General features: G+C 71.0%; 28 protein-coding genes. 16 read left to right on the top strand and 12 right to left on the bottom strand.

The annotated features are described in order from the left end of the window. The first annotated feature begins 87 nt into the window (after window positions 1-87). The 6 genes from ACQP2Y_RS09665 to ACQP2Y_RS09640 all read left to right on the top strand — a co-directional run bounded on the left by ACQP2Y_RS09665 (window position 88) and on the right by ACQP2Y_RS09640 (window position 6,196). Complete coding sequence (locus ACQP2Y_RS09665; RefSeq protein WP_433726506.1) at window positions 88-1,887, top strand: DEDD exonuclease domain-containing protein; 1,800 nt, start codon at window positions 88-90, stop codon at window positions 1,885-1,887. A gap of 109 nt (window positions 1,888-1,996) precedes the next feature. Continuing rightward, on the top strand, window positions 1,997-3,790 hold the full coding sequence (locus ACQP2Y_RS09660; RefSeq protein ID WP_433726504.1) for a RelA/SpoT family protein: 1,794 nt from the start codon (window positions 1,997-1,999) through the stop codon (window positions 3,788-3,790). 31 nt (window positions 3,791-3,821) lie between these two features. Continuing rightward, window positions 3,822-4,337 carry an NUDIX domain-containing protein gene (locus ACQP2Y_RS09655; protein WP_360814467.1) on the top strand — a complete coding sequence of 172 codons (516 nt, stop codon included), beginning with the start codon at window positions 3,822-3,824 and terminating at the stop codon, window positions 4,335-4,337. After that, window positions 4,334-5,164, top strand: coding sequence for a sugar phosphate nucleotidyltransferase (locus ACQP2Y_RS09650; protein ID WP_433726502.1), 831 nt, complete (start codon window positions 4,334-4,336; stop codon window positions 5,162-5,164). Before ACQP2Y_RS09655 ends, ACQP2Y_RS09650 begins: the two co-directional genes overlap by 4 nt. Before the next feature lie 73 nt (window positions 5,165-5,237). Continuing rightward, window positions 5,238-5,525, top strand: coding sequence for an Lrp/AsnC family transcriptional regulator (locus ACQP2Y_RS09645; RefSeq protein ID WP_433726500.1), 288 nt, complete (start codon window positions 5,238-5,240; stop codon window positions 5,523-5,525). Window positions 5,526-5,725: 200 nt separating this feature from the next. Then, window positions 5,726-6,196: a hypothetical protein gene (locus ACQP2Y_RS09640; RefSeq protein ID WP_433726498.1), complete on the top strand. Its 471-nt coding sequence runs from the start codon at window positions 5,726-5,728 to the stop codon at window positions 6,194-6,196. Between the two features lie 39 nt (window positions 6,197-6,235). On the opposite strand, the gene qcrB is transcribed toward ACQP2Y_RS09640, so the two are convergent. The 4 genes from qcrB to ctaE are packed head-to-tail and all read right to left on the bottom strand — an operon-like array spanning window position 6,236 to window position 10,458. Continuing rightward, complete coding sequence (qcrB, locus tag ACQP2Y_RS09635; protein ID WP_433726496.1) at window positions 6,236-7,855, bottom strand: cytochrome bc1 complex cytochrome b subunit; 1,620 nt, start codon at window positions 7,853-7,855, stop codon at window positions 6,236-6,238. Next, window positions 7,852-8,970 carry a cytochrome bc1 complex Rieske iron-sulfur subunit gene (qcrA, locus tag ACQP2Y_RS09630; RefSeq protein WP_433726494.1) on the bottom strand — a complete coding sequence of 373 codons (1,119 nt, stop codon included), beginning with the start codon at window positions 8,968-8,970 and terminating at the stop codon, window positions 7,852-7,854. The genes qcrB and qcrA overlap by 4 nt, the downstream gene beginning before the upstream one ends. After that, on the bottom strand, window positions 8,967-9,815 hold the full coding sequence (gene qcrC / locus ACQP2Y_RS09625; RefSeq protein WP_433726492.1) for a cytochrome bc1 complex diheme cytochrome c subunit: 849 nt from the start codon (window positions 9,813-9,815) through the stop codon (window positions 8,967-8,969). Before qcrC ends, qcrA begins: the two co-directional genes overlap by 4 nt. 46 nt (window positions 9,816-9,861) lie before the next feature. Beyond that, window positions 9,862-10,458, bottom strand: a complete 597-nt coding sequence (gene ctaE, locus ACQP2Y_RS09620; protein ID WP_433726490.1) for an aa3-type cytochrome oxidase subunit III — start codon at window positions 10,456-10,458, stop codon at window positions 9,862-9,864. Window positions 10,459-10,582: 124 nt separating this feature from the next. Here ctaE and ACQP2Y_RS09615 point away from each other — a divergent pair, with 124 nt between their 5' ends. The 4 genes from ACQP2Y_RS09615 to ACQP2Y_RS09600 all read left to right on the top strand — a co-directional run bounded on the left by ACQP2Y_RS09615 (window position 10,583) and on the right by ACQP2Y_RS09600 (window position 13,578). Continuing rightward, complete coding sequence (locus tag ACQP2Y_RS09615; protein WP_433731861.1) at window positions 10,583-11,584, top strand: cytochrome c oxidase assembly protein; 1,002 nt, start codon at window positions 10,583-10,585, stop codon at window positions 11,582-11,584. Window positions 11,585-11,635: 51 nt separating this feature from the next. Beyond that, window positions 11,636-12,082, top strand: coding sequence for a hypothetical protein (locus ACQP2Y_RS09610; RefSeq protein WP_433726488.1), 447 nt, complete (start codon window positions 11,636-11,638; stop codon window positions 12,080-12,082). A gap of 90 nt (window positions 12,083-12,172) precedes the next feature. Further along, entirely contained in the window at window positions 12,173-13,237 is a 1,065-nt protein-coding gene (trpD, locus tag ACQP2Y_RS09605) for an anthranilate phosphoribosyltransferase (RefSeq protein ID WP_433726486.1), read from the top strand. 134 nt (window positions 13,238-13,371) lie between these two features. Further along, window positions 13,372-13,578, top strand: coding sequence for a hypothetical protein (locus ACQP2Y_RS09600; RefSeq protein ID WP_212990342.1), 207 nt, complete (start codon window positions 13,372-13,374; stop codon window positions 13,576-13,578). 102 nt (window positions 13,579-13,680) lie between these two features. On the opposite strand, the gene ACQP2Y_RS09595 is transcribed toward ACQP2Y_RS09600, so the two are convergent. Both ACQP2Y_RS09595 and ctaC read right to left on the bottom strand, forming a co-directional pair. After that, window positions 13,681-14,106 (bottom strand): cytochrome c oxidase subunit 4, encoded by a 426-nt coding sequence (locus tag ACQP2Y_RS09595; RefSeq protein WP_433726484.1) that lies wholly within the window; start codon window positions 14,104-14,106, stop codon window positions 13,681-13,683. 10 nt (window positions 14,107-14,116) lie between these two features. Beyond that, entirely contained in the window at window positions 14,117-14,980 is an 864-nt protein-coding gene (ctaC, locus tag ACQP2Y_RS09590) for an aa3-type cytochrome oxidase subunit II (RefSeq protein ID WP_433731859.1), read from the bottom strand. Window positions 14,981-15,227: 247 nt separating this feature from the next. On the opposite strand from ctaC, the gene ACQP2Y_RS09585 reads away from it, so the two are divergent. Both ACQP2Y_RS09585 and ACQP2Y_RS09580 read left to right on the top strand, forming a co-directional pair. After that, window positions 15,228-16,367, top strand: coding sequence for a cysteine desulfurase family protein (locus ACQP2Y_RS09585; RefSeq protein ID WP_433726482.1), 1,140 nt, complete (start codon window positions 15,228-15,230; stop codon window positions 16,365-16,367). Further along, window positions 16,364-16,576, top strand: a complete 213-nt coding sequence (locus tag ACQP2Y_RS09580; protein ID WP_433726480.1) for a sulfurtransferase TusA family protein — start codon at window positions 16,364-16,366, stop codon at window positions 16,574-16,576. The genes ACQP2Y_RS09585 and ACQP2Y_RS09580 overlap by 4 nt, the downstream gene beginning before the upstream one ends. Here ACQP2Y_RS09580 and ACQP2Y_RS09575 read toward each other — a convergent pair. The 4 genes from ACQP2Y_RS09575 to ACQP2Y_RS09560 form a co-directional block, all read right to left on the bottom strand. Then, window positions 16,552-17,064 (bottom strand): AAA family ATPase, encoded by a 513-nt coding sequence (locus ACQP2Y_RS09575; RefSeq protein WP_360814484.1) that lies wholly within the window; start codon window positions 17,062-17,064, stop codon window positions 16,552-16,554. The genes ACQP2Y_RS09580 and ACQP2Y_RS09575 overlap by 25 nt on opposite strands. 5 nt (window positions 17,065-17,069) lie before the next feature. After that, window positions 17,070-18,053, bottom strand: a complete 984-nt coding sequence (locus ACQP2Y_RS09570) for a carbohydrate kinase family protein (protein WP_433726477.1) — start codon at window positions 18,051-18,053, stop codon at window positions 17,070-17,072. Between the two features lie 132 nt (window positions 18,054-18,185). Further along, the gene (gene erpA / locus ACQP2Y_RS09565; protein WP_360548229.1) at window positions 18,186-18,560 is read right to left on the bottom strand and encodes an iron-sulfur cluster insertion protein ErpA; all 375 of its coding nucleotides are present in this window, start codon (window positions 18,558-18,560) and stop codon (window positions 18,186-18,188) included. 101 nt (window positions 18,561-18,661) lie between these two features. After that, window positions 18,662-19,774, bottom strand: coding sequence for a glycerate kinase family protein (locus tag ACQP2Y_RS09560; protein ID WP_433726475.1), 1,113 nt, complete (start codon window positions 19,772-19,774; stop codon window positions 18,662-18,664). 49 nt (window positions 19,775-19,823) lie between these two features. Between ACQP2Y_RS09560 and ACQP2Y_RS09555 the strand changes: the two genes are divergently transcribed. The 4 genes from ACQP2Y_RS09555 to ACQP2Y_RS09540 all read left to right on the top strand — a co-directional run bounded on the left by ACQP2Y_RS09555 (window position 19,824) and on the right by ACQP2Y_RS09540 (window position 23,492). Continuing rightward, the gene (locus tag ACQP2Y_RS09555) at window positions 19,824-19,973 is read left to right on the top strand and encodes a hypothetical protein (RefSeq protein WP_433726473.1); all 150 of its coding nucleotides are present in this window, start codon (window positions 19,824-19,826) and stop codon (window positions 19,971-19,973) included. 61 nt (window positions 19,974-20,034) lie between these two features. Continuing rightward, window positions 20,035-21,204 (top strand): quinolinate synthase NadA, encoded by a 1,170-nt coding sequence (gene nadA / locus ACQP2Y_RS09550; RefSeq protein ID WP_433731857.1) that lies wholly within the window; start codon window positions 20,035-20,037, stop codon window positions 21,202-21,204. A 217-nt stretch (window positions 21,205-21,421) separates the two neighbouring features. Next, window positions 21,422-22,777, top strand: coding sequence for a UDP-N-acetylglucosamine 1-carboxyvinyltransferase (gene murA / locus ACQP2Y_RS09545; RefSeq protein ID WP_433726471.1), 1,356 nt, complete (start codon window positions 21,422-21,424; stop codon window positions 22,775-22,777). 79 nt (window positions 22,778-22,856) lie between these two features. Then, the gene (locus ACQP2Y_RS09540; RefSeq protein ID WP_433726469.1) at window positions 22,857-23,492 is read left to right on the top strand and encodes a DUF3043 domain-containing protein; all 636 of its coding nucleotides are present in this window, start codon (window positions 22,857-22,859) and stop codon (window positions 23,490-23,492) included. Window positions 23,493-23,650: 158 nt separating this feature from the next. On the opposite strand, the gene ACQP2Y_RS09535 is transcribed toward ACQP2Y_RS09540, so the two are convergent. Together ACQP2Y_RS09535 and ACQP2Y_RS09530 are read right to left on the bottom strand one after the other, a co-directional pair. After that, window positions 23,651-23,959: an AzlD domain-containing protein gene (locus tag ACQP2Y_RS09535; protein WP_433726467.1), complete on the bottom strand. Its 309-nt coding sequence runs from the start codon at window positions 23,957-23,959 to the stop codon at window positions 23,651-23,653. Then, on the bottom strand, window positions 23,953-24,870 hold the full coding sequence (locus tag ACQP2Y_RS09530) for an AzlC family ABC transporter permease (protein ID WP_433726465.1): 918 nt from the start codon (window positions 24,868-24,870) through the stop codon (window positions 23,953-23,955). The genes ACQP2Y_RS09535 and ACQP2Y_RS09530 overlap by 7 nt, the downstream gene beginning before the upstream one ends. Window positions 24,871-24,918 lie beyond the last annotated feature (48 nt).

Here is a 24,918-nt window from a genome sequence, read left to right as displayed (position 1 = left end):
GTGGGCAGCGGAAAAGCTTGCGGTAGCAAGTGATGTTTTCCCGCCGCGGGCCGGAGTTTGTCATACCCCCTCTCTAAATTGCCCGTCGTGGCACAACCGGCATACGTGCAGGGCACTCTGGACACCCTCCTGAGCGCCGACGGCTCCGTCGATCCGGCGGCGCTGTCCCTGCGGGACACGACCTTCGTCGTGCTCGACCTGGAGACGACCGGCGGGGCGCCGGACGGCGGCGGCATCACCGAGATCGGCGCGGTCAAGGTGCGCGCCGGCGAGGAGCTGGGGGTGCTCGGCACCCTGGTCAACCCGGGTGAGCGCATCCCGCCGTTCATCACCGTGCTGACCGGCATCACCGAGGCCATGCTGGCCCCGGCGCCGCCGATCGAGGCGGTGCTGCCGAGCCTGCTGGAGTTCCTGCGCGGGGCCGTCCTGGTCGCGCACAACGCGCCGTACGACGTCGGTTTCCTCAAGGCCGCCTGCGCCCGGCACGGGCATCCCTGGCCGCAGCTGCGGGTGCTCGACACCGCCGCGCTGGCCCGCCGGGCGCTGACCAAGGACGAGGTGCCCAACCGCAAGCTCGGCACCCTGGCCCAGTTCTTCCGGGCCGCCGTCCAGCCCACCCACCGGGCCCTGGACGACGCCCGGGCCACGGTCGACGTGCTGCACGGGCTGATCGAGCGGCTGGGCAGCTACAAGGTGCACACGCTGGGCGACGCCATCGAGTTCGCCAAGGCGGTCACCCCGACCCAGCGGCGCCAGCGGCACCTCGCCGACGGCCTGCCGCACGCCCCGGGCGTCTACGTCTTCCGCGCCGCCGACGAGCGGCCGCTCTACGTCGGCACGTCGGTCGACATCGCGACCCGGGTGCGCAGCTACTTCACCGCCAGCGAGAAGCGGGCCCGGATGTCCGAGATGATCGGCGCCGCGGTCCGGGTCGAGGCGGTGGAGTGCGCCCACTCACTGGAGGCGGAGGTGCGCGAGCTGCGGCTCATCGCGGCCCACGCGCCGCCGTACAACCGCAGGTCGAAGTATCCGGAGCGGGTCGTCTGGCTCAAGCTGACCGCCGAGGCGTACCCCCGCCTGTCGGTGGTCCGGTCGCTGGCCGAGGACGGCGCCGCCTATCTCGGCCCGTTCTCCTCACGCCGCACGGCCGAGCTGGCTGCCGCGGGTGTCTACGACGCCGTGCCGCTGCGCCAGTGCACCCACAAGCTCTCGATCAAGACCCGCACGCCCGCCTGCGCGCTGGCTGAGCTGGGCCGATGCCCGGCGCCCTGCGAGCACGAGATCACCCCGGAGGAGTACGCCCGCAGAGCCGCCCTGCCCTTTCGCACCGCCACCTACGGCGACCCCCAGCCCCTGGTCGACGCCCTGCTCACCCGCATCGAGGCGCTGTCCGACCGGCAGCGCTACGAGGAGGCGGCGGTGATCAGATCCCGGCTCGTGGCGCTCCTGCGCGCCACCGTCCGGATGCAACGCCTCGGCGCGCTCACCGGCATCAGCGAGCTGGTCGCCGCCCGGCGCAACGACGCCTACGGGTGGGAGATCATCGTGGTCCGGCACGGCCGGCTGGCCGCCGCGGCGACCTCACCGCCCCGGCTGCACCCCCGGCCGACCCTGGACATGGCCCGTGCCACCGCGGAGACGGTCCTGACAGGACCAGGTCCCGTCCCGGCGGCCTCGGCGGAGGAGACCGAGCGGATTCTGGCCTGGCTGGAACGGCCCGACACCCGGCTGGTGGAAACTTCTGGCGACTGGGTGTCACCGGCGCGTGGCGCTGCGCGCTTCACTAGGCTGCTCACCAGGGCGGAAGCCGCGGCGTCGAGAAGAGACTCGTCCGTTCGCTCATCGGTAACTGACCGTTCGGATGACGCTCGCTCGCTTAGGCTGTAAGGAACACGGCGCGCGAAGCCGTGAAAATCGGTGGGATCCGTGCGTACCGTTCGGGGTGAACGAAGCGGGCCGGGCAGATCTTGCGGTAGATCGGTGAGGGGGTGTCCGAGTGGACGTCGACGCCGGCCACGGCGCCGCCCTTGGACGTGCCCTGTCTCCGTCACCCGCGGAGATCCCGCTTTCGCGCCGGTTGCGTTCGTTCCTCAGCTTCCAGGGCAACGACGACGACCCGGTCACCACGCTCACCCGCACCCACCGTCACATCCACCCCTCCGCTGACGCGGGCGTGCTGCGCCGAAGCTACGCCGTCGCGGAGAACATGCACCGCGGCCAGTTCCGCAAGAGCGGCGATCCGTACATCACGCATCCGCTCGCGGTCGCGCAGATCTGCGCCGAGCTCGGCATGGACACCACCACCCTGGTCGCCGCGCTGCTGCACGACACGGTCGAGGACACCAGCTACACGCTGGAGACGCTGCACGGCGACTTCGGCCCCGAGGTGGCCCACCTGGTCGACGGCGTGACCAAGTTCGACAAGGCGTTCTACGGCAAGGTCGCCGAGGCCGAGACGATCCGCAAGATGATCGTGGCCGCCGGCAAGGACGTCCGGGTGCTGGTCATCAAGCTGGCCGACCGCCTGCACAACATGCGTACCCTCGACGCCCGCTCCCCCGCCTCCCGGGCCCGGATCGCGACCGCGACCCTCGACGTGCTGGTCCCGCTGTGCGACCGCCTCGGCATCCAGGCCCTCAAGCGCGACCTCGACGACGTGGTGCTCTACCACCTCGAGCCGGAGTCCTTCGCCCGCATCGACGAGCACGTGAAGAACCGCCCGGGCTGGGCCGAATACGTCGACGACGTGAAGGCCAAGGCGCAGGTCGCGCTGCGCCGATCCCGGGTGGACGCGAAGGTCATGCCCCGCCCGCGGCACTACTACTCGATCTGGAAGGACACGGTCGCCGGCGGCCACGCGGTCCCGCTGGACCTGCCCCGCATCGCGGTGATCGTGGACGGGCCCGAGACCGACTGTTACGCCGCGCTCGGCGCCATCCACGGCCAGTGGCGCCCGGTCGCCGGCCGCTTCAAGGACTTCATCGCCTCCCCGAAGAACAACCTCTACCGCTCGCTGCACACCACGGTGACCGGTCCCGAGGGACGCCTGGTCGAGGTGCTGATCCGCACGGTGTCGATGCACCGCTGCGCCGAGTACGGCGTCGCCACCGGCTACCGCTACCCCAAGTCGACCGAGGGCGCCGAGGCCAGGGGCGCCGACCAGCTCACCTGGCTCAAGCGGGTGCTCGACTGGCAGCAGGACACCACGGACGCCGGCCAGTTCCTCGCCTCGCTGCGCTGTGACCTCGCCGAGGGCCAGATCCAGGTGTTCGCCCACGGCAACACGTTCGACCTGCCGGCCGGCTCGACCCCCGTCGACCTGGCGTACGAGCTCAGTGCCGACAAGGGCGACGAGACGCTCGCCGCGACGATCAACGGCCGGCTGGCCCCGCTGAGCTCGCCCCTGCGCGACGGCGACGTGGTGGAGATCTTCACCGAGACCGACGGCCACGTCGAGGTGGAGCCGGGCGCGGCACCGCGCGGGCCCCGCAAGGAATGGCTCGGCTTCGTGAAGTCGACCCAGGCGCAGATGCAGATCAACCGCTACTTCGCCGAGGAGAACAGCCCCGGCATCAGCATCGCCGACAAGGTCCGGCTGGGCCGCGCGACGATCGGGCTGACCCTGCGCAAGCACGACCGGGGGCTGGCCAGCGAGGTTCCGCTGCGCCGGCTGGCCGAGGAGCTCGGCTATCCCGACCTGGAGACCATGCTGGTGGCCGTCACCGAGCGCAACCTCGAGCCCGACCAGGTGGTCGAGCAGCTCATCGCCCTGGTCGACCACCCGGACTGAGCCCATCGCGCCCGGCCGCTAGCCTGGCGGGGTGAACATCCACCGGCGGTTGCGTGGCGTCGCGTACCAGACGTTCTACCGGCTGCCGCATTCCGTGCGCCGCCGCATCGTCCGCCTGATCGTGCCGAAATATCTGGTCGGCGCCGTGACGATCATCCGCGACTCGGAGGCGCCGGAGCCCGGCCGGTTGCTGCTGCTGCGTCAGCCGCCCGGCCGCAGCTGGGGCCTGCCGGCCGGCCTGCTCAAGAAGGCGGAGCCGCCGGCGGTGGGCGCGGCGCGTGAGCTGTCCGAGGAGTCGGGCGTGGTCATCGACCCGGACGATCTGATCCCGGCGGTGCCGAACGCCATCGTGCACGCCAAGGGCTGGGTCGACACGATCTTCATGGGTTCGGTCCCGGCGTCGACGACCCCGCTGGTGGTCGATGGTGGTGAGGTCCTGGAGGCGGGCTGGTTCCCGCTGGACGACCTGCCCCGGCTGACCCCGAACACAGCGATCGTCCTCGGCATCTACGGCATGGGCCCGCACGCGGCCCACAGCCCGTCATGACGCCGGCCATCGCCGCGGTGGTGCTGGCGGCCGGCGAGGGTCAGCGGCTGCGGCCCCTGACCGAGCTGCTGCCCAAGGCGCTGTGCCCGGTCGGCAACGTCGCCCTGCTGGACCGGGCGCTGACCCGGATCAGTGGTCTCGGCCTGAGCGGACCGTCGCAGGTGGCCGTCAACGCCGCGTACCTCGCCGAGCAGGTTGTCACCCACGTCGGCGACCGCGCGCACCTGTCCGTGGAGCCTGACGGCCCGCTGGGCACGTCCGGCGGCCTCGGCCGCCTCCGGGGGTGGATCGACGGCCGGGGAGCGCTGATCGGCAACGCGGACGCCTATCTGGCGGATCCGCAACGCGAGCCGGGCAAGGACCTCGCGGCGCTGCTGGAGGGCTGGACCGGAGAGACCGTACGGATGCTGACCCGCCCCTTGCCCCCGGGCACGACGGGCGGCTTCAGCGGCCACCGGTTCGCCGGTTTCTCGCTCGTGCCGTGGCGCTACCTCCGCGAACTCACCGACGAGCCGTCCGACCTGGTCCGCACGGTGTGGCGCCCGGCCGAGGCGGCCGGCGAGCTGGAGCTGATCACCTACGACGGCGTCTACATCGACACCGGTACGCCGGCGGACTACCTGAAGGCCAACCTGCACGCAGCCGCCGGCCTGACCGACCCCACGGCCACGCTGACCGGCCGAGCGGCCGAGTCCGTGATCGGTGCCGGCGCCGAGGTCCACGGCAGCGTCACCCGGTGCGTGATCTGGCCGGGGGCGACAGTGCACGAGGGCGAGTCGCTGCGGGACGCCGTCCGCGCCGGCCAAGACCTCACCGTCCCCGCCTGACCGCCGGCCGCCCCGTGGATAGCATGAACCGACCCGTCCCACTCATCCGCCTCATCGCCGAGGAGACGCCAGCGTGAACACCGCGATCGTGCACATCGAGTGCGCCACCGACTCCATCCCGGAGGTCGCCGAGGCGCTCGCCGCGCTGCCCGGCGTGAGCGAGGTCTACTCGGTGGCCGGCAACGTCGACCTGATCGCGATCGTCCGGGTCGCCCAGTTCGACGAGATCGCCGAGGTGATCGCAGGCCGGATCTCCAAGACCCCGGGGGTTCTCAACACGGAGTCGCACATCGCCTTCCGCGCGTACTCCAAGCACGACCTGGAGGACGCCTTCGCGATCGGCCTCCCAGACGCCGACTGAGCACCGCCGGGCACCGCCAGGCGCCGGCCGCCGACCAACGCCGCCGCCACCGACCAGCGCCGGCGAGCGCCATGAGGTCCCGGCCGCGGCACCCGCGAGCGCCATGAGGTCCCGGCCGAGCTCCGGCGAGCGCCATGAGGCGCCGGCCGAGCGCCGGCGAGCGCCGTAAAAGTGTCGGCGGCCACGGATACGCTGCCGCGATGTCCGACACCCCGCTGACCGACGACCGGCATCCCGCCGAGGTCGTGACCGGCCTGGTCGACCAGGTCCTGACCCTGGCGGCCACCTGGACCGCCTGGGACGGCGTCCCCGTCCCGGCCGGCGACCGCCTCTACACCCCGCACAAGGCCATCCGGCGGGTCGCAGACCACCTCATCGACCATCTGGCCGAGATGGAGGCCCGCGTCGCCGGAGTGCCCACGATCCCGGACGCCTGGCATGCCTCCGCGACCACCACCGCCGCCGATCTCGCCGCCTTCACCGCGGCCGACCTCGACGAGGCCCGCAGCCGGCTCACCCGGCTGGCGCAGATCTTCGACGTGCGGCTACGGGCCCTCTCCGACGCCCAGCTCGATCGGCGGGACGGCTCGGCCTGGTCGCCGCGGCAGATCGCCTTCCATCTGGCGGAGTCGCTCTACTACGCCGAGTCCGTCGGCCGCCTGCGGGCATGAAAAGGGGACCCCGTGGGGTCCCCTTTCCGTGCTCTTCGATCAGCGACCGGAGGTGATCTCCTCGCGCTCCTCGCGGGCGGTCACCGGCGGCATGCCCGGTGACACCGGCGCCTCGGCCGGCTTCTCGACCGGGAAGAAGAAGCCCTTCACCGCAGGCGCCAGGGCGCCGAGGCGGTTCATCTTCTTCGGGACGACCCAGCCGGCGTAGTCCAGCGGCAGCGGGTGGCCGTAGTCGTCGACCGGGCCCAGCGGCTGGTGGACCTCGTAGAACCGGCCGTCGGGGGCCCGCTTGATGATGCCGGTCTCCACGCCGTGGGCCAGCACCTCGCGGTCGTGCTGCTGCAGGCCCAGGCAGATCCGCACGGCCAGCCAGTACGCCAGCGGCGGCAGGATCACCATGCCGATGCGGCCGGCCCAGGTCATCGCGTTCAGGCTGATGTGGAACTTGTCGGCGATGACGTCGTTGCCGCCGGAGATGGTGGCCACGATGAAGAACGTGAACGCCATCGCGCCGACGCCGGTGCGCTCGGGTGTGTCCCGCGGGCGCTGGAGCAGGTGATGGGACTTGTTGTCCTTCATCCGCCGGGCCTCGATGAACGGGTACATCATCGGGAGGGTGAACAGCGCGCCCAGGCCGACGACGGCCGGCCAGAACAGCGGCGGGATCACGTAGCCGTTGCCGATCGGGATGTCGATCTGCCAGGCCGGCATGAGCCGGACCAGGCCGTCCATGAACATGACGTACCAGTCGGGCTGGCTCGCCGAGGAGACCTCGGAGGCCCGGTACGGCCCGAACAGCCAGATCGGGTTGATCTGGAACAGGCCGGCCATCAGCGAGATGACGCCGAAGACGGCCATGAAGAAGCCGCCCTGCTTGAGCGCGTACCGCGGGAACATGCGCTCGCCGACGACGTTCGAGTTGGTCCGGCCGGGGCCGGGCCACTGGGTGTGCTTCTGCTTGAACACCAGGCCCAGGTGCACGCTGATCAGCGCGAGCAGGCCGCCCGGGATGAGCAGCACGTGGGCGATGTAGAAGCGGCCGATGATCAGCTCGCCGGGGAACTCGCCGCCGAAGACCGACGCCGACACCCAGGAGCCGACGACCGGGATCGACAGCATGATCGCCGAGGCGATGCGCAGGCCGGTGCCGGACAGGCCGTCGTCCGGCAGGGAGTAGCCGGTGAAGCCGGCGAGGAAGCCGAGCAGGAACAGCGTGATGCCGATGATCCAGTTGGCCTCACGCGGCTTGCGGAACGCGCCGGTGAAGAAGACGCGGGCCATGTGCACGATCATGGAGGCCATGAAGAGCAGGGCCGCCCAGTGGTGCATCTGGCGCATGAACAGACCACCGCGGACCTCGAACGACAGGTCTAGCGACGACGCGTACGCGGTCGACATCTCGGTGCCGCGCAGCGCCGGGTAGGCGCCGTCGTACGCGATCTCCTTCATCGACGGGTCGAAGAAGAGGGTCAGGAAGACGCCGCTGAGCAGCAGGACGATGAACGAGAACAGCGCGATCTCGCCCAGCAGGAAGGACCAGTGGTCCGGGAAAACCTTGTTGAGCAGGCCGCGAAGGGGGGTGGCGACCTGCAGGCGCTCGTCGAGACCCTTGGCTGTCTTACCCGGTACGGCTGCTAGATCGAATTTCCGGCGCTTCATGGCCGCTCCCAGAAGTCTGGCCCTACGGCCTCTCGATAGTCCGACGTTGCCACGAAGAAGCCTTCCTCGTCCACCGTGATGGGCAGCTGAGGCAGGCGGCGGCTCGCGGGACCGAAGATCGGCCTGGCGTTTTCCGTGATCAGGAACTGCGACTGGTGGCACGGGCAGAGGAGCCGGTTGGTCTGCTGCTCGTACAGGCTGGCGGGGCAGCCGGCGTGGGTGCAGATCTTCGAGTATGCGACGTAGTTACCCCACATCGCACCCTTGTTCTTGGCATCGCCGTCGGTCGCGGCGCGGGCCACCGAGGCGTCACCGGCGCGCAGGTGGATGAGCAGGGTGGGCGAGTCGGCGTACTCGTTGGTCGCGCCGTGCGGGATGCCCGGGAAGACCGTGATCTGGCCGCCGACGCTGACGTCCTCGGGCCGGATCGGCGTGCCGTCCTCGCGGGTGAGCCGGACCAGCTTGCCCTGGTTGGGCACCGGGTCGAAGCCGGTGCGGAACATCGGCGGGTCCTGACCGCGGTCCGGCTTGTGCGGGCTGCGGATCAGGCCACCGATCAGCGGGGCCACCGCGGCGAGGGCGATCGGGGTCAGGCCCAGCGCGACCGCGCCCTTGAGCAGCGGCCGGCGCTGGATGGCGAGCTCGTCGGCCGTGAACAGCATCGTCTGGCCGGTGATCTGCCGGTCCTCGTCGGTGGACATCGCCTCGTGGCGGTCCTGGATCGAAACCTCGTGCGGCAGCAGCTTCTTGGCCCAGGTCAGGATCGCGAAGCCGATCGCCAGCAGCGCCAGGCCGAGCGAGATGCCCAGCACCGGCGTGTAGTAGTCGCTGGTGGTGTGACCCAGCTCGTACTCCCACGGCCAGAAGATGTACGCGATCAGGAAGACCAGGCCGAGCAGGCCCGCGACGAGGAACATCAGGGCGATCGAGCGCTCGATGCGCTTCTCGGCCCGGGTGTTCGGCCCCGGGAACTGCGACTCGTACGTGACGATCTCGATGTCGTCCCGGCGAGCGCCCTCCCGGACGATCTCGAAGCGCGACAGCCGCGGGTCGCTGAGGTCCAGCGGCTCCTCGCCGGCGCCGTGCGCGCCGTGCGGTTCCTTGACAACGGTCATGACTTCCCCGCAATCCACAGCGCCGCGAAGACCAGGATCGTGATGCCGACGACGAAGATCGCCAGACCCTCGGTGACCGGACCGTACCGGCCCAGGTTGAACAGGCCGCCCGGGTCCTTGTCCTCCTGGAGCTGCATCTTGACGTACGTGATGATCTCGCGCTTCTGGTCCGGGGTCAGCTCGTTGTCGCCGAACACGGGCATGTTCTGCGGGCCGCTGAGCATGGCCGAGTAGATCTCCTCGGTCGTCGCGTCGTGCAGGCTCGGCGCGTACTTACCGGAGGACAGCGCACCACCGCCGCCCCCGAAGCCGTGGCAGGAGGTGCAGTTCAGCCGGAACAGCTCACCACCGGCCGCCAGCGCCTCGGGGTTCTCCTCGAGGGTCATGGTCAGGTCGCCGGTCGGGATCTGCGGGCCGCCACCCAGCTCCTGGATGTACTGCCCGAGCTGCTTGGTCTGCGCCTTGTCGAACTGCGGCGGCTTCTGCGCGGCCTGGGCCTCCTGGCGGGTCATCGGCATGCGGCCGGTGCCCACCTGGAACTCGACCGAGGCCGAACCGACGCCGATGAGGCTCGGCCCGCGACCCTCGACACCCTCGGCGTTGCGGCCGTGGCACGAGATGCAGCTGTTGTCGAAGAGCGCCTTGCCCTCCTGCGCGGACGCGGAGAGCTGAGGGGTGTCCTCGGCGAACGCGCCCGGGGCGAAAGCGGTGTAGACGCCTCCGGCCAGCGCGAGCGCGGCGAGCATGCGCGCCGCCGCGCCGAGGCGCCGCCGCACCCGGCTCGGCGCCGACCGCCGCCGGTTGAACACCCGGAAACGCCGGCCGGCGGGGGTGTCAGAAGTCATGGGCTGTGTCCTCTGGGTTTTGACCTTGAAACTCACGGGCGGGCGGCTACTGCAGCCAATAGATCATGGCGAACAGCGCGATCCACACGACGTCGACGAAGTGCCAGTAGTACGACACCACGATCGCCGAGGTGGCCTGCGCCGGCGTGAACCGGCCCATGGTGGTGCGGATCATGTAGACGATGAAGGCGATCAGACCGCCCGTGACGTGCAGACCGTGGAACCCGGTCGTCAGGTAGAACATCGAGCCGTAGCCGTCGCTGTTGAGCTTGACGCCCTCGCCGACCAGCGTGCGGTACTCGTTCGCCTGGCCGAGCACGAAGATCAGGCCCATGACGAAGGTGATGGTGAACCAGCGTCGCAGCGCGAAGACGTCACCCTTCTCCGCCGCGAAGACACCGAGCTGGCACGTGACCGAGGAGAGCACCAGGACCACCGTGAAGGTGGTGGCGTACGGGATGTTGAGCTCTCTGGTGTGCTCCTCCCACATCTCCGGGGCGGCGGCACGGATCGAGAAATACATGGCGAACAACGCCGCGAAGAACATGAGTTCACTGGAGAGCCACACGATGGTCCCCACGCTGACCATGTTGGGTCTCGTCAGCGAGTGGATCCGGCTCTTGTCGATGGCTGCCGCTGTCACGGGCTCATTATTGCCCCGCGATCACTCGAACATGTCGCGGGGGGCCCAATCCGTACCTGGTTCGCGCCCCGTGCGCCGGTGACGGTCGGTCGGGGCCTAGCCTCGAAGGGTGCAGCCAGTCGAAATGCCCACGCTCGCGGCGGCCTCGGGGGATACTGCGCCCCCGCCGTTCAGCGTCGCCGAGATCTTCACCCAGATCCGGCTGACCAGCCTGCTCGCGCTCTTCCTGGTCATCGCCGGGGCCGTCTACCTCTACGGCGTGCACCGCCTGCGGCAGCGCGGCGACCACTGGCCGCGGGGCCGCACGGTCGCCTTCCTGCTCGGCGGGCTGGGCTCGATCGCCGCGGTGACGGTGACCGGCCTTGAGGCATATGACACAACCCTGCTCAGCGTGCACATGGTGCAACACATGGTGCTGTCCATGGTGGGCCCGATCTTCCTGGCCCTCGGCGCGCCGGTGACGCTGGCGCTGCGCACGCTGCCCGCGGCCAACCGCAAGGTGCTGCTGGCGGTGCTGCACAGCGGGGCCGCCCGGGTGCTGACGTTCCCGCTGGTCGCGTTCGGGATCTTCGTCGCCAACCCGTTCGTCCTCTACTTCACCGGGCTCTACCGGGCCACGCTCGAGCACGCCTGGCTGCACGAGTTCATCCACGTGCACTTCATCGTCACCGGGTGCCTGTTCTTCTGGCCGCTGCTCGGCCTGGACCCGCTGCCCAACCGCTGGCCGTACCCGGCGCGGGCGTTGCTCATGGTGCTGTCCGTGCCGTTCCACACGGTGCTGGGGCTGACCATCATGCAGAGCAAGACCCTGCTCGGCGGCGACTGGTACCCGAGCCTGGGCCTGGACTGGTCGAACCCGTGGAACGACCAGGTGGTGGCCGGCGGCATCCTGTGGGCCGGCGGCGAGATCGTCAGCGTCACGATGCTGGGCATCCTGGTGCTGCAGTGGATCAAGCAGTCGGAGCGCGAGGCCAAGCGGATCGACCGGGCCCTGGACCGCGCGGAGGCCGAGGACCAGCGCCGCGCCGGCGCCGTGCCGGACGAGCCGGCCGGCGCGGGCCCGGCGGCGGCGACCAAGATCACAGAGCCGGCCCCGACGGTACGACCACAGCCGGACGCCCGCTAGCCGGTTCGGTACGATCAGCGGGCACCTACGAGCGTGGGAACCGGGGCACACATGAGCGACGACAGCAAGCCGCAGCCGGACAAGTACACCGTCCTGCTGTACAGCGACGACCCAGCGGTCCGGGACCGGATCAGGCTGGCGATCGGCGTCCGCCCCGCCGCCGACCTCTCCGTGGAGTTCGTCGACGCCTCCACCTGGGAGGAGTGCCGGATCCTGCTGGACACGTACGAGATCGACCTGATGGTCCTCGACGGCGAGGCGGCCCCGGCCGGCGGTCTGGGCATCGCCCGCCAGACCAAGGACGAGTACGCCGACCCGCCGCCCACCTGCGTGGTGATCGCCCGCGCCGCCGACCGCTGGCTGGCCGCGTTCGCCCAGGTCGACGCGACGCTGGTGCACCCGCTCGACCCGGTGACCACCGGTCAGACCATCGCCGGCATGCTCCGCGGCCGCCGCGACGGCGTGATCCCGCTGGGCACCATGGGCAAGCTGGGCTGAAGCGAACCACAGCTGCCCTTCCAACCACCCCGCCGCGCCCTTGACCGGACTGAAGGCAACCCGAACTCCCCCCGAAGGAGTGTGCCCCGCATGGGAGCACCGACCTGGCCGAACCTGCTGAGTGCCCTGCTGCGCTCGGAGGAGCTCTCGGCGCAGGACACCGCCTGGGCCATGGGCGAGATCATGGCCGGCAACGCCACCCCGGTGCAGGTCGCCGGGTTCGCGGTGGCGCTGCGGGCCAAGGGTGAGACACCCGGCGAGCTGGCCGGGCTGGTCGAGGCCATGCTGGCCAACGCCACGGTGGTCGAGCTGCCCGAGGACCTCCGCGCGGACGCCGTCGACGTGGTGGGCACCGGCGGCGACCGGGCCCACACGGTCAACATCTCCACGATGGCCGCGATCATCACGGCCGCCGCCGGGGTCAAGGTCGTCAAGCACGGCAACCGCGCGGCCTCGTCCGCCGGCGGCACCGCCGACCTGCTGGAGTTCTTCGGCATCCCGCTGGACCTGGGCCCGGAGGGGGTCAAGCGCACCGTCGCCGAGGCCGGGATCGGCTTCTGCTTCGCCGCCCGCTACCACCCCGGCATGCGGCACGCCGCCGTGACGCGGCGCGAGCTGGGCCACCCGACGTTCTTCAACGTGCTGGGCCCGCTGACCAACCCGGCCCGGCCCCGCGCGGCGGCGGTCGGCTGCTTCGACCAGCGGATGGCCCCGGTGATGGCCGAGGTCTTCGCCCGCCGTGGCGACTCCGCGCTGGTCATGCGCGGCGAGGACGGCCTGGACGAGTTCACCACGGCGGCGCCGACCCGGATCTGGACGGTCAAGGACGGCACGGTGACCGAGTCCGTGGTGGACGCGGTCGACTTCGGACTGCCCCGCAGCAACCCGGGTGATCTGCGCGGCGGCGACGCGGCGTTCAACGCCGACGCGGCGGTGCGCACGTTCGCCGGCGAGAAGGGCCCGGTCCGCGACGCGGTCCTGCTCAACGCGGCGGCGGCGTTCGCGGCCCACGCGCGGTTCCCCGGCACGTTCGCCGACACGATGCGCGCCGGGATCGCCCGGGCCGCGGAGACGGTGGATTCGGGGGCGGCCACGGCGCTGCTCGGCCGCTGGGTCGAGGCCGCGAAGGCGGCCAAGGCCGCCGAAGCCGCCTGAGGTCGCGGAGCCGGCCGGTGACCGGCCAATATTTTCCTGACACGCCGGGCCGGGTTCCTGACCCGCGTCGCGGCCCGTGACAACGTTCGAAGGACATTCGGGTAATTCCACCTTCCGGCGAAGAGGAGCCACCCGTGCGAGACCGAGAACTGCGCTGCGTCATCTGCAACACCGAGATGCCGTTCGAGACGCCACCCTGCGCCGACGGCCATGCCGAGGAGTGCCCCGAGCTGCTCTGCACGCGCTGCGGCGCGGCGGAGATCGTCGCCCCGGTCACCTTCCGGGTGCTGTTGTCCGCGGGCGGGTCCCGAGTGGCCCCCCAGCAGCGCCGGGCCGCCTGACCCACACCCACCTGACCCCGCGCCCCGGCGCGGGCGGCACAGGCAAGCAGAAGGCCCGCACCCCCGAGGGGATGCGGGCCTTCTGACGTTGCTCTCTCCGGCTCAGTGCTCGGCGGGGTGCCGGGTGCCTGAGTAGTACTCGAACAGCAGGCCGCAGGACGCGAAGATCACCATGATCATGCCCAGGGCGACCAGCCACCACTGCCAGAACACCAGGCCCAGGCCGGCGGTCGACGCGGCCAGGGCCAGGCCGAAGGGCCAGTAGCTGCCCGGGCTGAAGAAGCCGACCTCACCGGCGCCCTCGGCGATCTCGCCGTCCTCGCGGTCCTCGGGCCGCAGGTCGATGCGCCGGGCCACGAACCAGAAGAAGCCGCCGCACATCGAGCAGAGCAGGCCGGAGAGGATCAGGGCGACGAAGCCGATCCACTCGAGCTGGCCGATCTCGCCGTAGGTGTAGGCACCGTAGACGGCGGCCGCGCCGAACAGGAAGGCGGCAACGCCGGCGAAGATCTTGTATTCGGTCTTCAACTCAGGTCCCCTACTTCCCCGCCGCGGTGTTGCCGGACTGGTTCCAGGACTGGTTGGTCCGGCGGGTGTCGAATGGCTGCGTGGTGACGGCGAAGCGCTCGTCGCCGGTGAAGCCGATCGCACCCATCGCGTCCTGGGTGGAACCGCCGGCCTCCTTGGCCGCGAGGAACTGGTCGAACTTCTCCGGGGAGACGACCACCAGCTCGAACTGCATGAAGGCGTGGTACGTCCCGCAGAGCTCGGCGCAGCGACCGACGTAGCGGCCCTCACGGTCGAGGGTCACCTCGAAGGTGTTGCGCACGTTGCCCGGGAACACGTCACGCTTGAAGAGCATCTCCGGCACCCAGAACGAGTGGATGACGTCGCGGCTGGTCTCCTCGAAGCGGATCTTCTTGCCCGTGGGCAGGACCAGCAGCGGGATGACGTCGCTCGAGCCGAGGTTGGACGCGACCGTCTTGGCCTCCGCGCCGGGTGCGTCGCGGTAGTTGAACTGCCAGTTCCACTTGAACGCCACGACCTCGACGGTCATGTCCGGCTTGGCCGAGAGCTTGTCCACGTCGGTCTGCACGATCGCCGTGTAGTAGAAGAGCACCGCGACGATCAGCACCGGGGTCACCGTGTACAGAACCTCGAGCGGCATGTTGAACCGGGTCTGCACGGGCAGATTGTCGCCACGCTTGCGGTACCGGATGATGCACCAGAAGATCAGGCCCCAGACGAAGAACCCGACGACCAGCGCCGCGATCGTCGACGCGATCCAGAGGTCGTACATCTTGTGGGCCTGCAGACTGATGCCGTGCTCGGGCCAGCCGAACCCGCCGAAGGCGCCTCCGACGCTGTCCACGGAACAGCCCGACAGCAGGGCCAGCAGCATGGCACCACCGACACCGAGCCCGGCGAGCCGTACGACACGCGGCCGTGCGACCGAACTCCTTGAGACCACCTGCTCCTGCCTCCCTAGAGCACCGCCCGGTGCGAAATCCGGACACCGGCGGCAAGGCGTCACCGACGGTCGCACACTACTCGACCTGGCCCTGCCACCCGCTGACCGGGGGTCGGATCTTCGGCGTACCCGAGAAACGACTGATCATGTGGACGATACCGTTCGGAAGGTGGAATTCATGGCCGATCCCGCCGGTGCGCCCGCCTACCTGGACGCGGCCAGCGCCGCTCCCCCGCATCCCGTCGCGCGGCAGGCGCTGCTCGCCGCGCTGGCGGACGGCTGGGCCGATCCGGACCGCCTCTACGCCGCCGGCCGGCGGGCCCAGCAGCTGCGTGAGGCGGCGCAGGGCAGCGTCGCCGACTCCCTGGGGGTACGGCAGGACGAGGTGTCCTTCCAGTCCTCGGGTACGGCCGCGGTGCACGCCGCTGTCCTGGGCGGACTCGCCGGGCGGGCCCGGGTCGGACGGACGCTGGTCCACTCGGCGATCGAGCACTCGGCGGTGCTGCACGCCGCGGCCCAGGCGGGCGACGCGGTGCCGGTCGGGGTCGACCTGGCCGGCCGGCTCGACCTGGACGCCTGGCGTACGGCGGTCGGCGCGCCCGGAGTAGCTCTCGCGAGCCTGATCAGCGCCAGTCACGAGGTCGGCACCGTGCAGCCGGTGGCCGCTGCCGCGGAGACCTGCGCCGAGCACGGCGTGCCGCTGTTCGTGGACGCCGCGCAGTCGATCGGGCGGGTGCCCGTGCCGCCGGGCTGGTCATTGCTGACGGCCAGCGCGCACAAGTGGGGCGGTCCGGCGGGGGTCGGAGTGCTGGTGGTGCGTAAGGGCGTGCGGTGGCTGTCGCCGTACCCGGGTGATGATCGTCACCGGCCGCGGCCGGTCGGCGCGCTCGATCTGCCGGCCGTCGTCGCGGCCGCGGCCTCGCTGCGGGCCGTGCTGGCCGAGGCGCAGACCGAGGCCGTGCGGCTCACCGCCCTGGTGGAACGGATCCGGGCGACCGTCGCGGCCACCGTGCCCGACGTCGAGGTGGTCGGCGATCCGGTGCAGCGGCTGCCGCACCTGGTCACCTTCTCCTGCCTGTACGTCGACGGCGAGGCCCTGCTGCACGCGCTGGACCGGCAGGGCTTCGCCGTCTCCTCCGGCTCGTCGTGCACCGCCTCGACGCTGCGGCCCAGTCACGTGCTGGAGGCGATGGGCGTGCTCAGCCACGGCAACGTCCGGGTGTCGCTGCACCGCGGGACCACCGAGGATGAGGTGGACCGCTTCCTGGCAGTCCTGCCCGGGGTGGTCGCCGGGCTCCGGGCAGAGGCGGGAATGTGATCGAGGTGGACTCGCGGGGCCGGCGCTGCCCCCTGCCGATCATCGACCTGGCCAGGCGGCTGCCGACGGTGGCGGTCGGCGAGGTGGTGCGGGTGCTGGCGGACGACCCGGCGGCGGCCAACGACATCCCGGCCTGGTGCCGGATGAAGGCCCAGGAATATCTGGGCAGCCCGGCGCCGGACGTCTACGAGGTGCGCAGAGTCAGGTAGTCGACGACCGGGCCCACCGGCTCCTCGGCCAGGAACGTGTCCACGACCAGCCGCGGACCCAGGTAAGGCTCGTACTCGGCCTGGCGTTCCAGCACACGTACCCAGTCCGGGATGCCGTCGTGGGCGCGGGCGGCGAAGCGGGTCTCGACCCGGCGGCGGTGCTCGGCGTCGTCGCCGCAGACCACCTCGACGACCCGCAACGGGACGTCGAGGCGCTCGGCGAGCTCGACCCAGTGCTGGCGGGCCGCCTTCACCGGGTTCACCGCGTCGATGATCACGTGGTGGCCCATCCGGAGCTGGGCCTCCGCGAGCGCCGCCACCACCCCGTACGCGGCATAGCCGGGCCGGGGCTCGGTGACGTCGTACGCCCGCATGGTGAAGTCGACGGTGTCGACCGCCAGCACGGCGGCCGGCAGCACCGCCCCCACCCGCTCGGCGAGCGTGCTCTTGCCCACGCCCGGCAGGCCGGCGAAGACGGCTAGCACCATTACTGTCAGGCCGGGGCGGGCAGGTGCGGCTGGACGTCGGCCGCGGCCTGGTCACCGTAGGAGTCGGCGAGGCGCTTGAGGAAGAAGTCGGCCTTGACGTCGTACTCCTGCGGGCCGACCGTCTCGAGCACGAGCGCGGCGACCAGCGAGCCCACCTGCGCGGCCCGCTCGAGGCCGACACCCCAGCCCAGGGCGGCGAAGAAGCCGGCCCGGAAGCCGTCGCCGACGCCGGTCGGGTCGTCCGGGATGACGTCGCGGGCCACCGGCACGTGGATCCGCTCCAGGTCGCGACCGGTGATCTCCACGCCGTCCTTGCCCAGCGTGGTGACCCGGATCTTGACCTGCTCGAGGACCTGCTCGCTGGTGAGGCCGGCCTTGGTCTCCAGCAGCGAGCGCTCGTAATCGTTGGTCAGCAGGTATTCGGCGCCGGTGATCAGCGTCAGCACGTCGCTGCCGTCCATCCGGGCGAGCTGCTGCGACGGGTCGGCGGCGAACGCGAAGCCGCGGGCCCGGCACTCCTGCGAGTGGCGGATCATCGCGGCCGGGTCGTTGGCGCTGACCAGCACCAGGTCGAGGCCGCCGACGCGGGCGGCCACCGGGGCCAGCTCGATGTTGCGGGCCTCGCTCATCGCGCCGGCGTAGAACGAGGCGATCTGGTTCAGGTCGTCGTCGGTGGTGCAGACGAAGCGGGCCGTGTGGGCGACCTCGCTGACGTGCACCGAGTCGCAGTCGACCCCGTGCCGCTCGAGCCAGGACCGGTAGTCGGCGAAGTCGGCGCCGACCGCACCCACCAGGATCGGGCGCAGGCCGAGCTTGCCCATGCCGTAGGCGATGTTCGAGGCCACGCCGCCGCGCCGCACGACCAGGTCGTCGACCAGGAACGAGAGCGAGACCTTGTGCAGCTGGTCGGCGATCAGCTGCTCGGCGAACTTGCCGGGGAAGTGCATCAGGTGGTCGGTGGCGATCGAGCCGGTAACGGCGATCTTCATGTCGGCCCTCGAGGTCGGGTGCGATTACCGGGTGAGCCTACCGGCCGTCGGCCCGGGCGACACCCGGGCGTCATCTGGTGGACATGGTCGAGGGCCGCTCCCCAGCTCGGGAACGGCCCTCGGCAGAGTGGATCAGTGGAACGAGTCGCCGCAGGCGCAGGAGTTCTGCGCGTTCGGGTTGTCGATGGTGAAGCCCTGGGCGTCGATGCGGTCCGCGAAGTCGATCGTGGCACCCGCCAGGTACGGCGAGCTCATCCGGTCGACGACGACCTCGACACCGTCGAACTCCGCCACGATGTCGCCGTCCAGCGAGCGCTCGTCGAAGAACAGCTGGTAGCGCAGGCCGGAGCAGCCACCGGGCTGCACGGCGATGCGCAGGCGCAGGTCATCGCGACCTTCCTGCGCGATGAGACGCTTGACGTTGGCGGCCGCGACGTCGGTCAAGATGACGCCGGTCGGCGCGGCCGTGGTGGCCTCGGTCGACTCGGTGTGCGCTTCAGTGGTCACGTTGCGGTTCTCCTGCCGGTCCGGTGATGTGCCGTACCGGCCAACGCTAACGCTGTCCGGGCGTATTCCCAATCGCTGGGGCCGAGATGTCGAACACCTGGTCATCTGCTCCATTGCCGGGCGAGCCCGGCGGCGACCTCGCGCAGGCCCCGGGCCGGCTCGGCGAGCGCCTGTTCCTCGGAGCCGAAGTGCTCGATCAGGGCGTACGTCTCGGTGACCCCGGCACTGGCCGCCTCGCGGTGACCGGTCTCGTTGCGCCCGGCGATGACCACGCAGGGCAGGCCCCGGTCGCGGGCGCCGTTGGCGATGCCGGCGGCGACCTTGCCGCGCAGCGACTGGTGATCGAACGAGCCCTCACCGGTGATCACCAGATCCGCCGCGTCGAGCTGCTCCTCCAGCTTGATCAGGCCGGTAACCAGGCCGATCCCGGAGACGACCCGGCCGCCGAGGGCGAGCAGGGCGGCGCCGATCCCACCGGCCGCGCCGCCACCGGGCAGGACGCGCAGATTCTCGACGCCGAACGCCTGCTCCAGCACGCCGGCGAAGTGGTCCAGCGCCGCGTCCAGCCGCAGCACGTCCTCGCGGGTGGCGCCCTTCTGCGGGCCGTAGACGTTGCTGGCGCCGTGCAGGCCGACCAGCGGGTTGTCGACGTCGGTGGCCGCCACGAGACGTACCTGGCGCAGCTGGGGCTCGCCGGCCAGGGCGGTCGCGGTGATCAGCGGCGCTCCCCCGTACGGCAGGGCGTAGCCGCTCACGTCGACCGGGCCGGCACCCAGCGCGGCCAGCATCCCGGCGCCGGCGTCGTTGACCGCGGAACCGCCGAGCCCGACGACCACCTCGGCCGCGCCGGCCTCCACCGCGGCGGCGAGCAGCAGGCCCAGCCCGTACGAGGTGGCGGCGTTGACGTCCCGTTCCTGCTTGCTGAGCAGGTGCAGGCCGCAGGCCTGGGCACTTTCGACATAGGCCGTGTCGCCTACGAGCAGCACCTCGCCGCGGGCCGGGCGACCCAGCGGGTCGACGGTGTCGACCGGGAGCCGGCGGCCGCCGAGCGCGGTGGCCAGCACCTCGACGAAGCCGGGACCGCCGTCGGACAGCGGGCGCAGCACGGTCTCGTCGTCCGGGGCGGTCTCGTGCCAGCCCTCGGCCACCGCGGTGGCGACCTCGGAGGCGGTCAGCGTGCCGGCGAACTTGTCGGGGCAGATCAATACGCGCACGGGGAGAAAGTACAGGCATCACACAGGTTGGGGTGTCACGCTCGGTTGCATGGCCACTCTCATGCAGCGACTGCAGATGTTCCTGCGCAGCCCCAAGGGACAGAAGATCGTGCAGCAGGGTCAGCGGCAGCTGGCCAAGCCGGAGAACCAGGCGCGGCTCCGCAAGCTCGCGACCAAGCTCCAGGGCCGCCGCCGCTGAGTGCCCTAGGACACTCCTTCGGCGGCCGACGGCGCGGCAACGTTGTGGAAACATGGATCTCGTGACGTCGACCTGGACCGAACCTGCGAACACCGCCACGGCGCTGCTGTTGCTCGGCCGTGGCACCGATCCCGCCAGCGAGCGCGGCGTGGACTGCCCCGGCGATCTGCCGGCGCCCAGCGACCCCGACCTCGTCGCCCGCGCCAAGGCCGCCAAGGCCGCGCTCGGCGACCGGGTGTTCGTGCTGGGCCACCACTACCAGCGTGACGAGGTCATCCAGTTCGCCGACGTCACCGGCGACTCGTTCAAGCTCGCCCGCGAGGCGGCAGCCCGCCCCGACGCGGAGTTCATCGTGTTCTGCGGCGTGCACTTCATGGCCGAGAGCGCGGACATCCTGACCGGCCCCGGCCAGCAGGTGATCCTGCCCGACCTGGCCGCCGGCTGCTCGATGGCCGACATGGCCGTGCTGGGCCAGGTGGAGACCGCCTGGGAGCACTTCACCGATCTGGGGATCGCCGGCGATGTGGTCCCGGTGACGTACATGAACAGCTCGGCCGACATCAAGGGCTTCGTCGGCCGCAACAACGGCGTGGTCTGCACCTCGTCCAACGCCAAGCGCGCCCTGGACTGGGCGTTCGAGCAGGGCCGGCAGGTCTTCTTCCTCCCCGACCAGCACCTGGGCCGCAACACGGCGGTGCTGGAGATGGGCTTCGACCTCGACGACTGCGTGCTCTACGACCCGCACAAGCCGAACGGCGGCCTCACCCCCGAGCAGCTGCGCGACGCCAAGATGATCCTCTGGCGCGGGCACTGCTCGGTGCACGGCCGGTTCACCATCGACAGCGTGCGCGAGGTGCGCGAGCGGGTGCCCGGAGTGCGCGTGCTGGTCCACCCGGAGTGCACGCACGAGGTGGTCCGCGCGGCCGACGAGGTCGGCTCGACCGAATACATCATCCGGGCCCTGGACGCGGCGCCCGCCGGCTCGGCCTGGGCGGTCGGCACCGAGCTCAACCTGGTCCGCCGGATGGCGCTGGCCCACCCGGACAAGCACATCACCTTCCTGGACCGGACGGTCTGCTACTGCTCGACCATGAACCGCATCGATCTCCCGCACCTCGTGTGGGCGCTCGAGGAGCTCGTGGCGGGCCGCGTGCCCAACCGCATCACCGTCGACGAGGACACCGCGAAGTACGCGCGGGTGGCCCTCGATCAGATGCTGGCACTGCCGTAAAACCTCACCCTCGGTAACCGTCGATGAGCCGTACGCACCGTCGCACCTTTTTGTTGCCTTAATCATCAGCAATTCGTGCCGCCTTGGGCGTTGTGATGATTTCTGCTCTGGTCACGCAGGGCTATGCTGCCCGGGCGGCAGCCGCCCGGTCCCCCACCGTCGGCTGCACCCCTGTTCGCATCCGGGCGCGCTGACGCGCCCGCCTCTGGAGGTTGCGTTGACCGACGACGTCCTGGCCGTACACGGCGGTACGCCGCTGCACGGACAGATCCGGGTCCGTGGCGCCAAGAACCTGGTTTCCAAGGCCATGGTGGCCGCCCTGCTGGGCGAGTCGCCGAGCCGGCTCTTCGACGTGCCGCGCATCCGCGACGTGGAGGTCGTCCGCGGCCTGCTCGGCCTGCACGGGGTGAAGGTCACCGACGGCGCCGACGACGGCGAGCTCGTCATGGACCCCACCAACGTGGAGAGCGCCAGCAGCGACGAGATCAACGTGCACGCCGGGTCGAGCCGGATCCCGATCCTGTTCTGCGGACCGCTGCTGCACCGGCTCGGGCACGCGTTCATCCCGGACCTGGGCGGCTGCCACATCGGGCCGCGGCCGATCGACTTCCACATCCAGGCGCTGCGGCAGTTCGGCGCGGTCGTCGACAAGACGCCCGAGGGCATGCACCTGACGGCGCCCAACGGACTGCACGGCACGAAGCTGGAGCTGCCGTACCCGAGCGTGGGCGCCACCGAGCAGGTGCTGCTCACGGCGGTGCGCGCCGAGGGCGTGACCGAGCTGCGCAACGCGGCCATCGAGCCGGAGATCATGGACCTGATCTGCGTGCTGCAGAAGATGGGCGCGATCATCACGGTGCACACCGACCGGGTCATCGAGATCCTCGGCGTGCCCCGCCTGCACGGCTACAACCACAAGCCGATCCCGGACCGGATCGAGGCCGCGAGCTGGGCCGCCGCCGCGCTCGCGACCCGCGGCGAGATCGAGGTGCTGGGCGCGCAGCAGGCCGACATGATGACGTTCCTCAACGTCTTCCGTTCGATCGGCGGCGAGTTCGAGATCACCGACGCCCGGGTCGGGCGGGCCGGCGTGACCGGCGTCGAGGGCGGCATCCGGTTCTGGCACCCGGGCGGCGAGCTCAACGCCGTGGCGCTGGAGACCGACGTGCACCCCGGCTTCATGACCGACTGGCAGCAGCCCCTGGTGGTGGCCCTGACCCAGGCCCGCGGCCTGTCGATCATGCACGAGACGGTCTACGAGCAGCGCCTGGGCTACACCGAGGCGCTGAACGCGATGGGCGCGACCATCCAGGTCTACCGCGACTGCCTCGGCGGCACCCCGTGCCGCTTCGGCCGGCGCAACTTCAAGCACTCCGCGGTCATCGCCGGACCCAGCAAGCTGCACGCGGCCGACCTGGTCATCCCCGACCTGCGGGCGGGCTTCAGCCACCTGATCGCGGCGCTGGCCGCCGAGGGCACCTCCCGGGTGTACGGCGTCGACCTGATCAACCGCGGCTACGAGGACTTCGAGGGCAAGCTGGCCGCCCTGGGCGCGCTGGTCGAACGCATCTGATCTCCCTTTTCAGGAAACCGCGCCGGCTCTGGGCCGGCGCGGTTTCGGGTTTGTGGGGGCTCTTGGCTACGCTGCGGGGGTGTCCTCGCTGTTTCGCCGAAAGTCCACCGACCTCGTCTCCGACGCCACCGCCACGGTGACCGACGAAGCCGGGCAGTCGGCCGCGCCCAAGCCCAAGGCCTACACGCCCTCGAAGAAGGAGCTCGGCGTCACGACGCCGAAGCGCACCAACGCGCAGCGCCGGCACGACACGGCGCAGGCCCCGGCCAACCGGCGCGAGGCCTACAAGCAGATGCGCGAGCGTCAGAAGGTCGAACGGGCCGAGGCGTCGGCGGGCATGCGCGCCGGCGACGAGCGCTACCTGCTGGCCCGCGACCGCGGCCCGGAACGCGCCCTGGTCCGCAACATCGTCGACGCCAAGCGAACCGCCGGCACCTGGTTCTTCGCCGGCGCGATCATCGTCTTCATCGGCTCGACGGGCGCGATGCCGCCGGTGGTCCAGATCGGGGCCAACCTGCTCTGGGCGATCCTGGCGATCGCGGTGCTCGTCGACAGCGTGCTGATCGCCCGCAAGGTGAAGAAGCTGGTCTCGGAGCGCTTCCCGAACACGACGCAGCGGATCGGGTCGCTCTATCTTTACGGGATCATGCGCGGGCTGACCTTCCGCCGCATGCGCGTCCCGAAGCCTCAGGTGGAGCTCGGCGACAAGATCTGATCCTCAAGATCTAGATCAAGGCAAGAGCTGGATGTCGTGCCTGGTTGCATGGTGCTGACCGTCGCTCCCGCCGAATGCCAGGTCCGTGCTTGGCAAAGCCCGTGCGGGCTCACTCCCGCCGCGCGCCAAGTGCGTGCTTGGTGAAACCCTGAGCGGGGTTACTCGACTCCGGCCAGCCGGAGCAGGGCGGCGGTAGCGGCCGCGGCGAGGACGACCACGACGAAGGGTGCCCGGCGCCAGGCCAGCAGGGCGCCTACCACCACGCCGGCCGGGCGGGCGATGCCGGCGAAGCCTGTGCCCTCCATCAGGGCGGCCGTGGTCGCCAGGGCCGCCAGCAGCGCTGCTGCCGCCATCGGGAGCAGGCGCTGAAGCTGGTCGGAGAGCTCGAGGCGGTCGCGCAGCACCACCCCGGCCAGCCGCATCGTGTAGGTGCCCACCGCCAGGGTCAGAATCGCCGCGATCAGCATGACGCCTCCTCAGGTTCGGTGCGCCGGTCGGTCCCGGGCGGCCGGACGCCGGTCTCGGTCTCGCGCTCCACGGCCCCGGACGGCCCGTCGCCGGTTTCGGCCCCCTGCCCCACCACCCCACGCGGCCGCACGCCGGTCTCGGCCTGCTGCCCCGCCGTCCCTCGCGGCATGTTGCCGGTCTCGGTCTCCTGCCTCACCGGCCCGGATGGCCGGACGCCGGTGGTGTCGGGCTGGTGGCTGGTGCGGCGGCGGGGGCGGAACACCGCGGCCAGGCCCAGGAGGGCGCACAGGACCGGGAGGCCCGCCGGCAGGACCGGGGCCAGCGCCACCGCCACTGCCGCGCCCAGCAGGGCCACCAGGCGGGTGTCGCGGTCGCGCAGGGACGGCAGGATCAGGGCGATGAGGCCGGCCGGGAAGGCCGCGTCCAGCCCCAGCGTCGCCGGGTCGCCGGTGGCGCCGCCCAGCCACACGCCGAGGGCCGTGCCCGTGTTCCACGACGTGAACAGCGTGATGCCGATCAGCCAGTACGTGCGGCGGCGCCGGACCGGGTCCGGCTCGGCCAGCGTGAACGCGACCACTTCGTCGGTCATCAGGTGACTGCCGATGAGCCGGTCGCGCCAGCGGGGGCCGACGGTCGCGGAGACCGCCAGGCCGAACGGCAGGTGGCGGGCGTTGAGCAGCAGGCCGGCGAAGACCGCGGCGATCGGGTTGCCGGCGGCGATCAGACCCACGGCGAGGAACTGGGCGCCGCCCGCGAAGACCGCCGTCGACATCAGGAACGGGACCCAGGTCGGCAGCCCGTACGCGATGGCGATGGCCCCGAACGACGCACCCACCGCGATCATCGCCGCCGCGATGGCCGCTGCGTCGCGCAGCAGTGCGCGGTCCGGTGTTCGGGATGGCGTACGCATGGTCCAAAATAATGAACGACGCGCCCAGCGTTCGTCAAACCGAACGAC

It is taken from the genome of Actinoplanes sp. CA-051413, from assembly GCF_050955795.1.
Classification (GTDB): Bacteria; Actinomycetota; Actinomycetes; order Mycobacteriales; family Micromonosporaceae; genus Actinoplanes.
The sequence above is the reverse complement of the archived record's forward strand: the minus strand, read 5'-3'. Positions and strand labels throughout refer to the sequence as shown.

Bases quoted from the DNA above. Each gene is read 5' to 3' on its own strand.
- qcrC (WP_433726492.1), bottom strand. From the start codon at position 9,815: ATGACTTCTGACACCCCCGCCGGCCGGCGTTTCCGGGTGTTCAACCGG.
- ACQP2Y_RS09610 (WP_433726488.1), top strand. From the start codon at position 11,636: ATGAGCGACGACAGCAAGCCGCAGCCGGACAAGTACACCGTCCTGCTG.
- trpD (WP_433726486.1), top strand. From the start codon at position 12,173: ATGGGAGCACCGACCTGGCCGAACCTGCTGAGTGCCCTGCTGCGCTCG.
- ACQP2Y_RS09530 (WP_433726465.1), bottom strand. From the start codon at position 24,870: ATGCGTACGCCATCCCGAACACCGGACCGCGCACTGCTGCGCGACGCA.
- ACQP2Y_RS09585 (WP_433726482.1), top strand. From the start codon at position 15,228: ATGGCCGATCCCGCCGGTGCGCCCGCCTACCTGGACGCGGCCAGCGCC.
- ACQP2Y_RS09555 (WP_433726473.1), top strand. From the start codon at position 19,824: ATGGCCACTCTCATGCAGCGACTGCAGATGTTCCTGCGCAGCCCCAAG.
- ctaC (WP_433731859.1), bottom strand. From the start codon at position 14,980: ATGCTGCTGGCCCTGCTGTCGGGCTGTTCCGTGGACAGCGTCGGAGGC.
- qcrA (WP_433726494.1), bottom strand. From the start codon at position 8,970: ATGACCGTTGTCAAGGAACCGCACGGCGCGCACGGCGCCGGCGAGGAG.
- ACQP2Y_RS09615 (WP_433731861.1), top strand. From the start codon at position 10,583: ATGCCCACGCTCGCGGCGGCCTCGGGGGATACTGCGCCCCCGCCGTTC.
- ACQP2Y_RS09575 (WP_360814484.1), bottom strand. From the start codon at position 17,064: ATGGTGCTAGCCGTCTTCGCCGGCCTGCCGGGCGTGGGCAAGAGCACG.
- qcrB (WP_433726496.1), bottom strand. From the start codon at position 7,855: ATGAAGCGCCGGAAATTCGATCTAGCAGCCGTACCGGGTAAGACAGCC.
- ACQP2Y_RS09535 (WP_433726467.1), bottom strand. From the start codon at position 23,959: ATGCTGATCGCGGCGATTCTGACCCTGGCGGTGGGCACCTACACGATG.
- ACQP2Y_RS09650 (WP_433726502.1), top strand. From the start codon at position 4,334: ATGACGCCGGCCATCGCCGCGGTGGTGCTGGCGGCCGGCGAGGGTCAG.
- ACQP2Y_RS09640 (WP_433726498.1), top strand. From the start codon at position 5,726: ATGTCCGACACCCCGCTGACCGACGACCGGCATCCCGCCGAGGTCGTG.
- ACQP2Y_RS09570 (WP_433726477.1), bottom strand. From the start codon at position 18,053: ATGAAGATCGCCGTTACCGGCTCGATCGCCACCGACCACCTGATGCAC.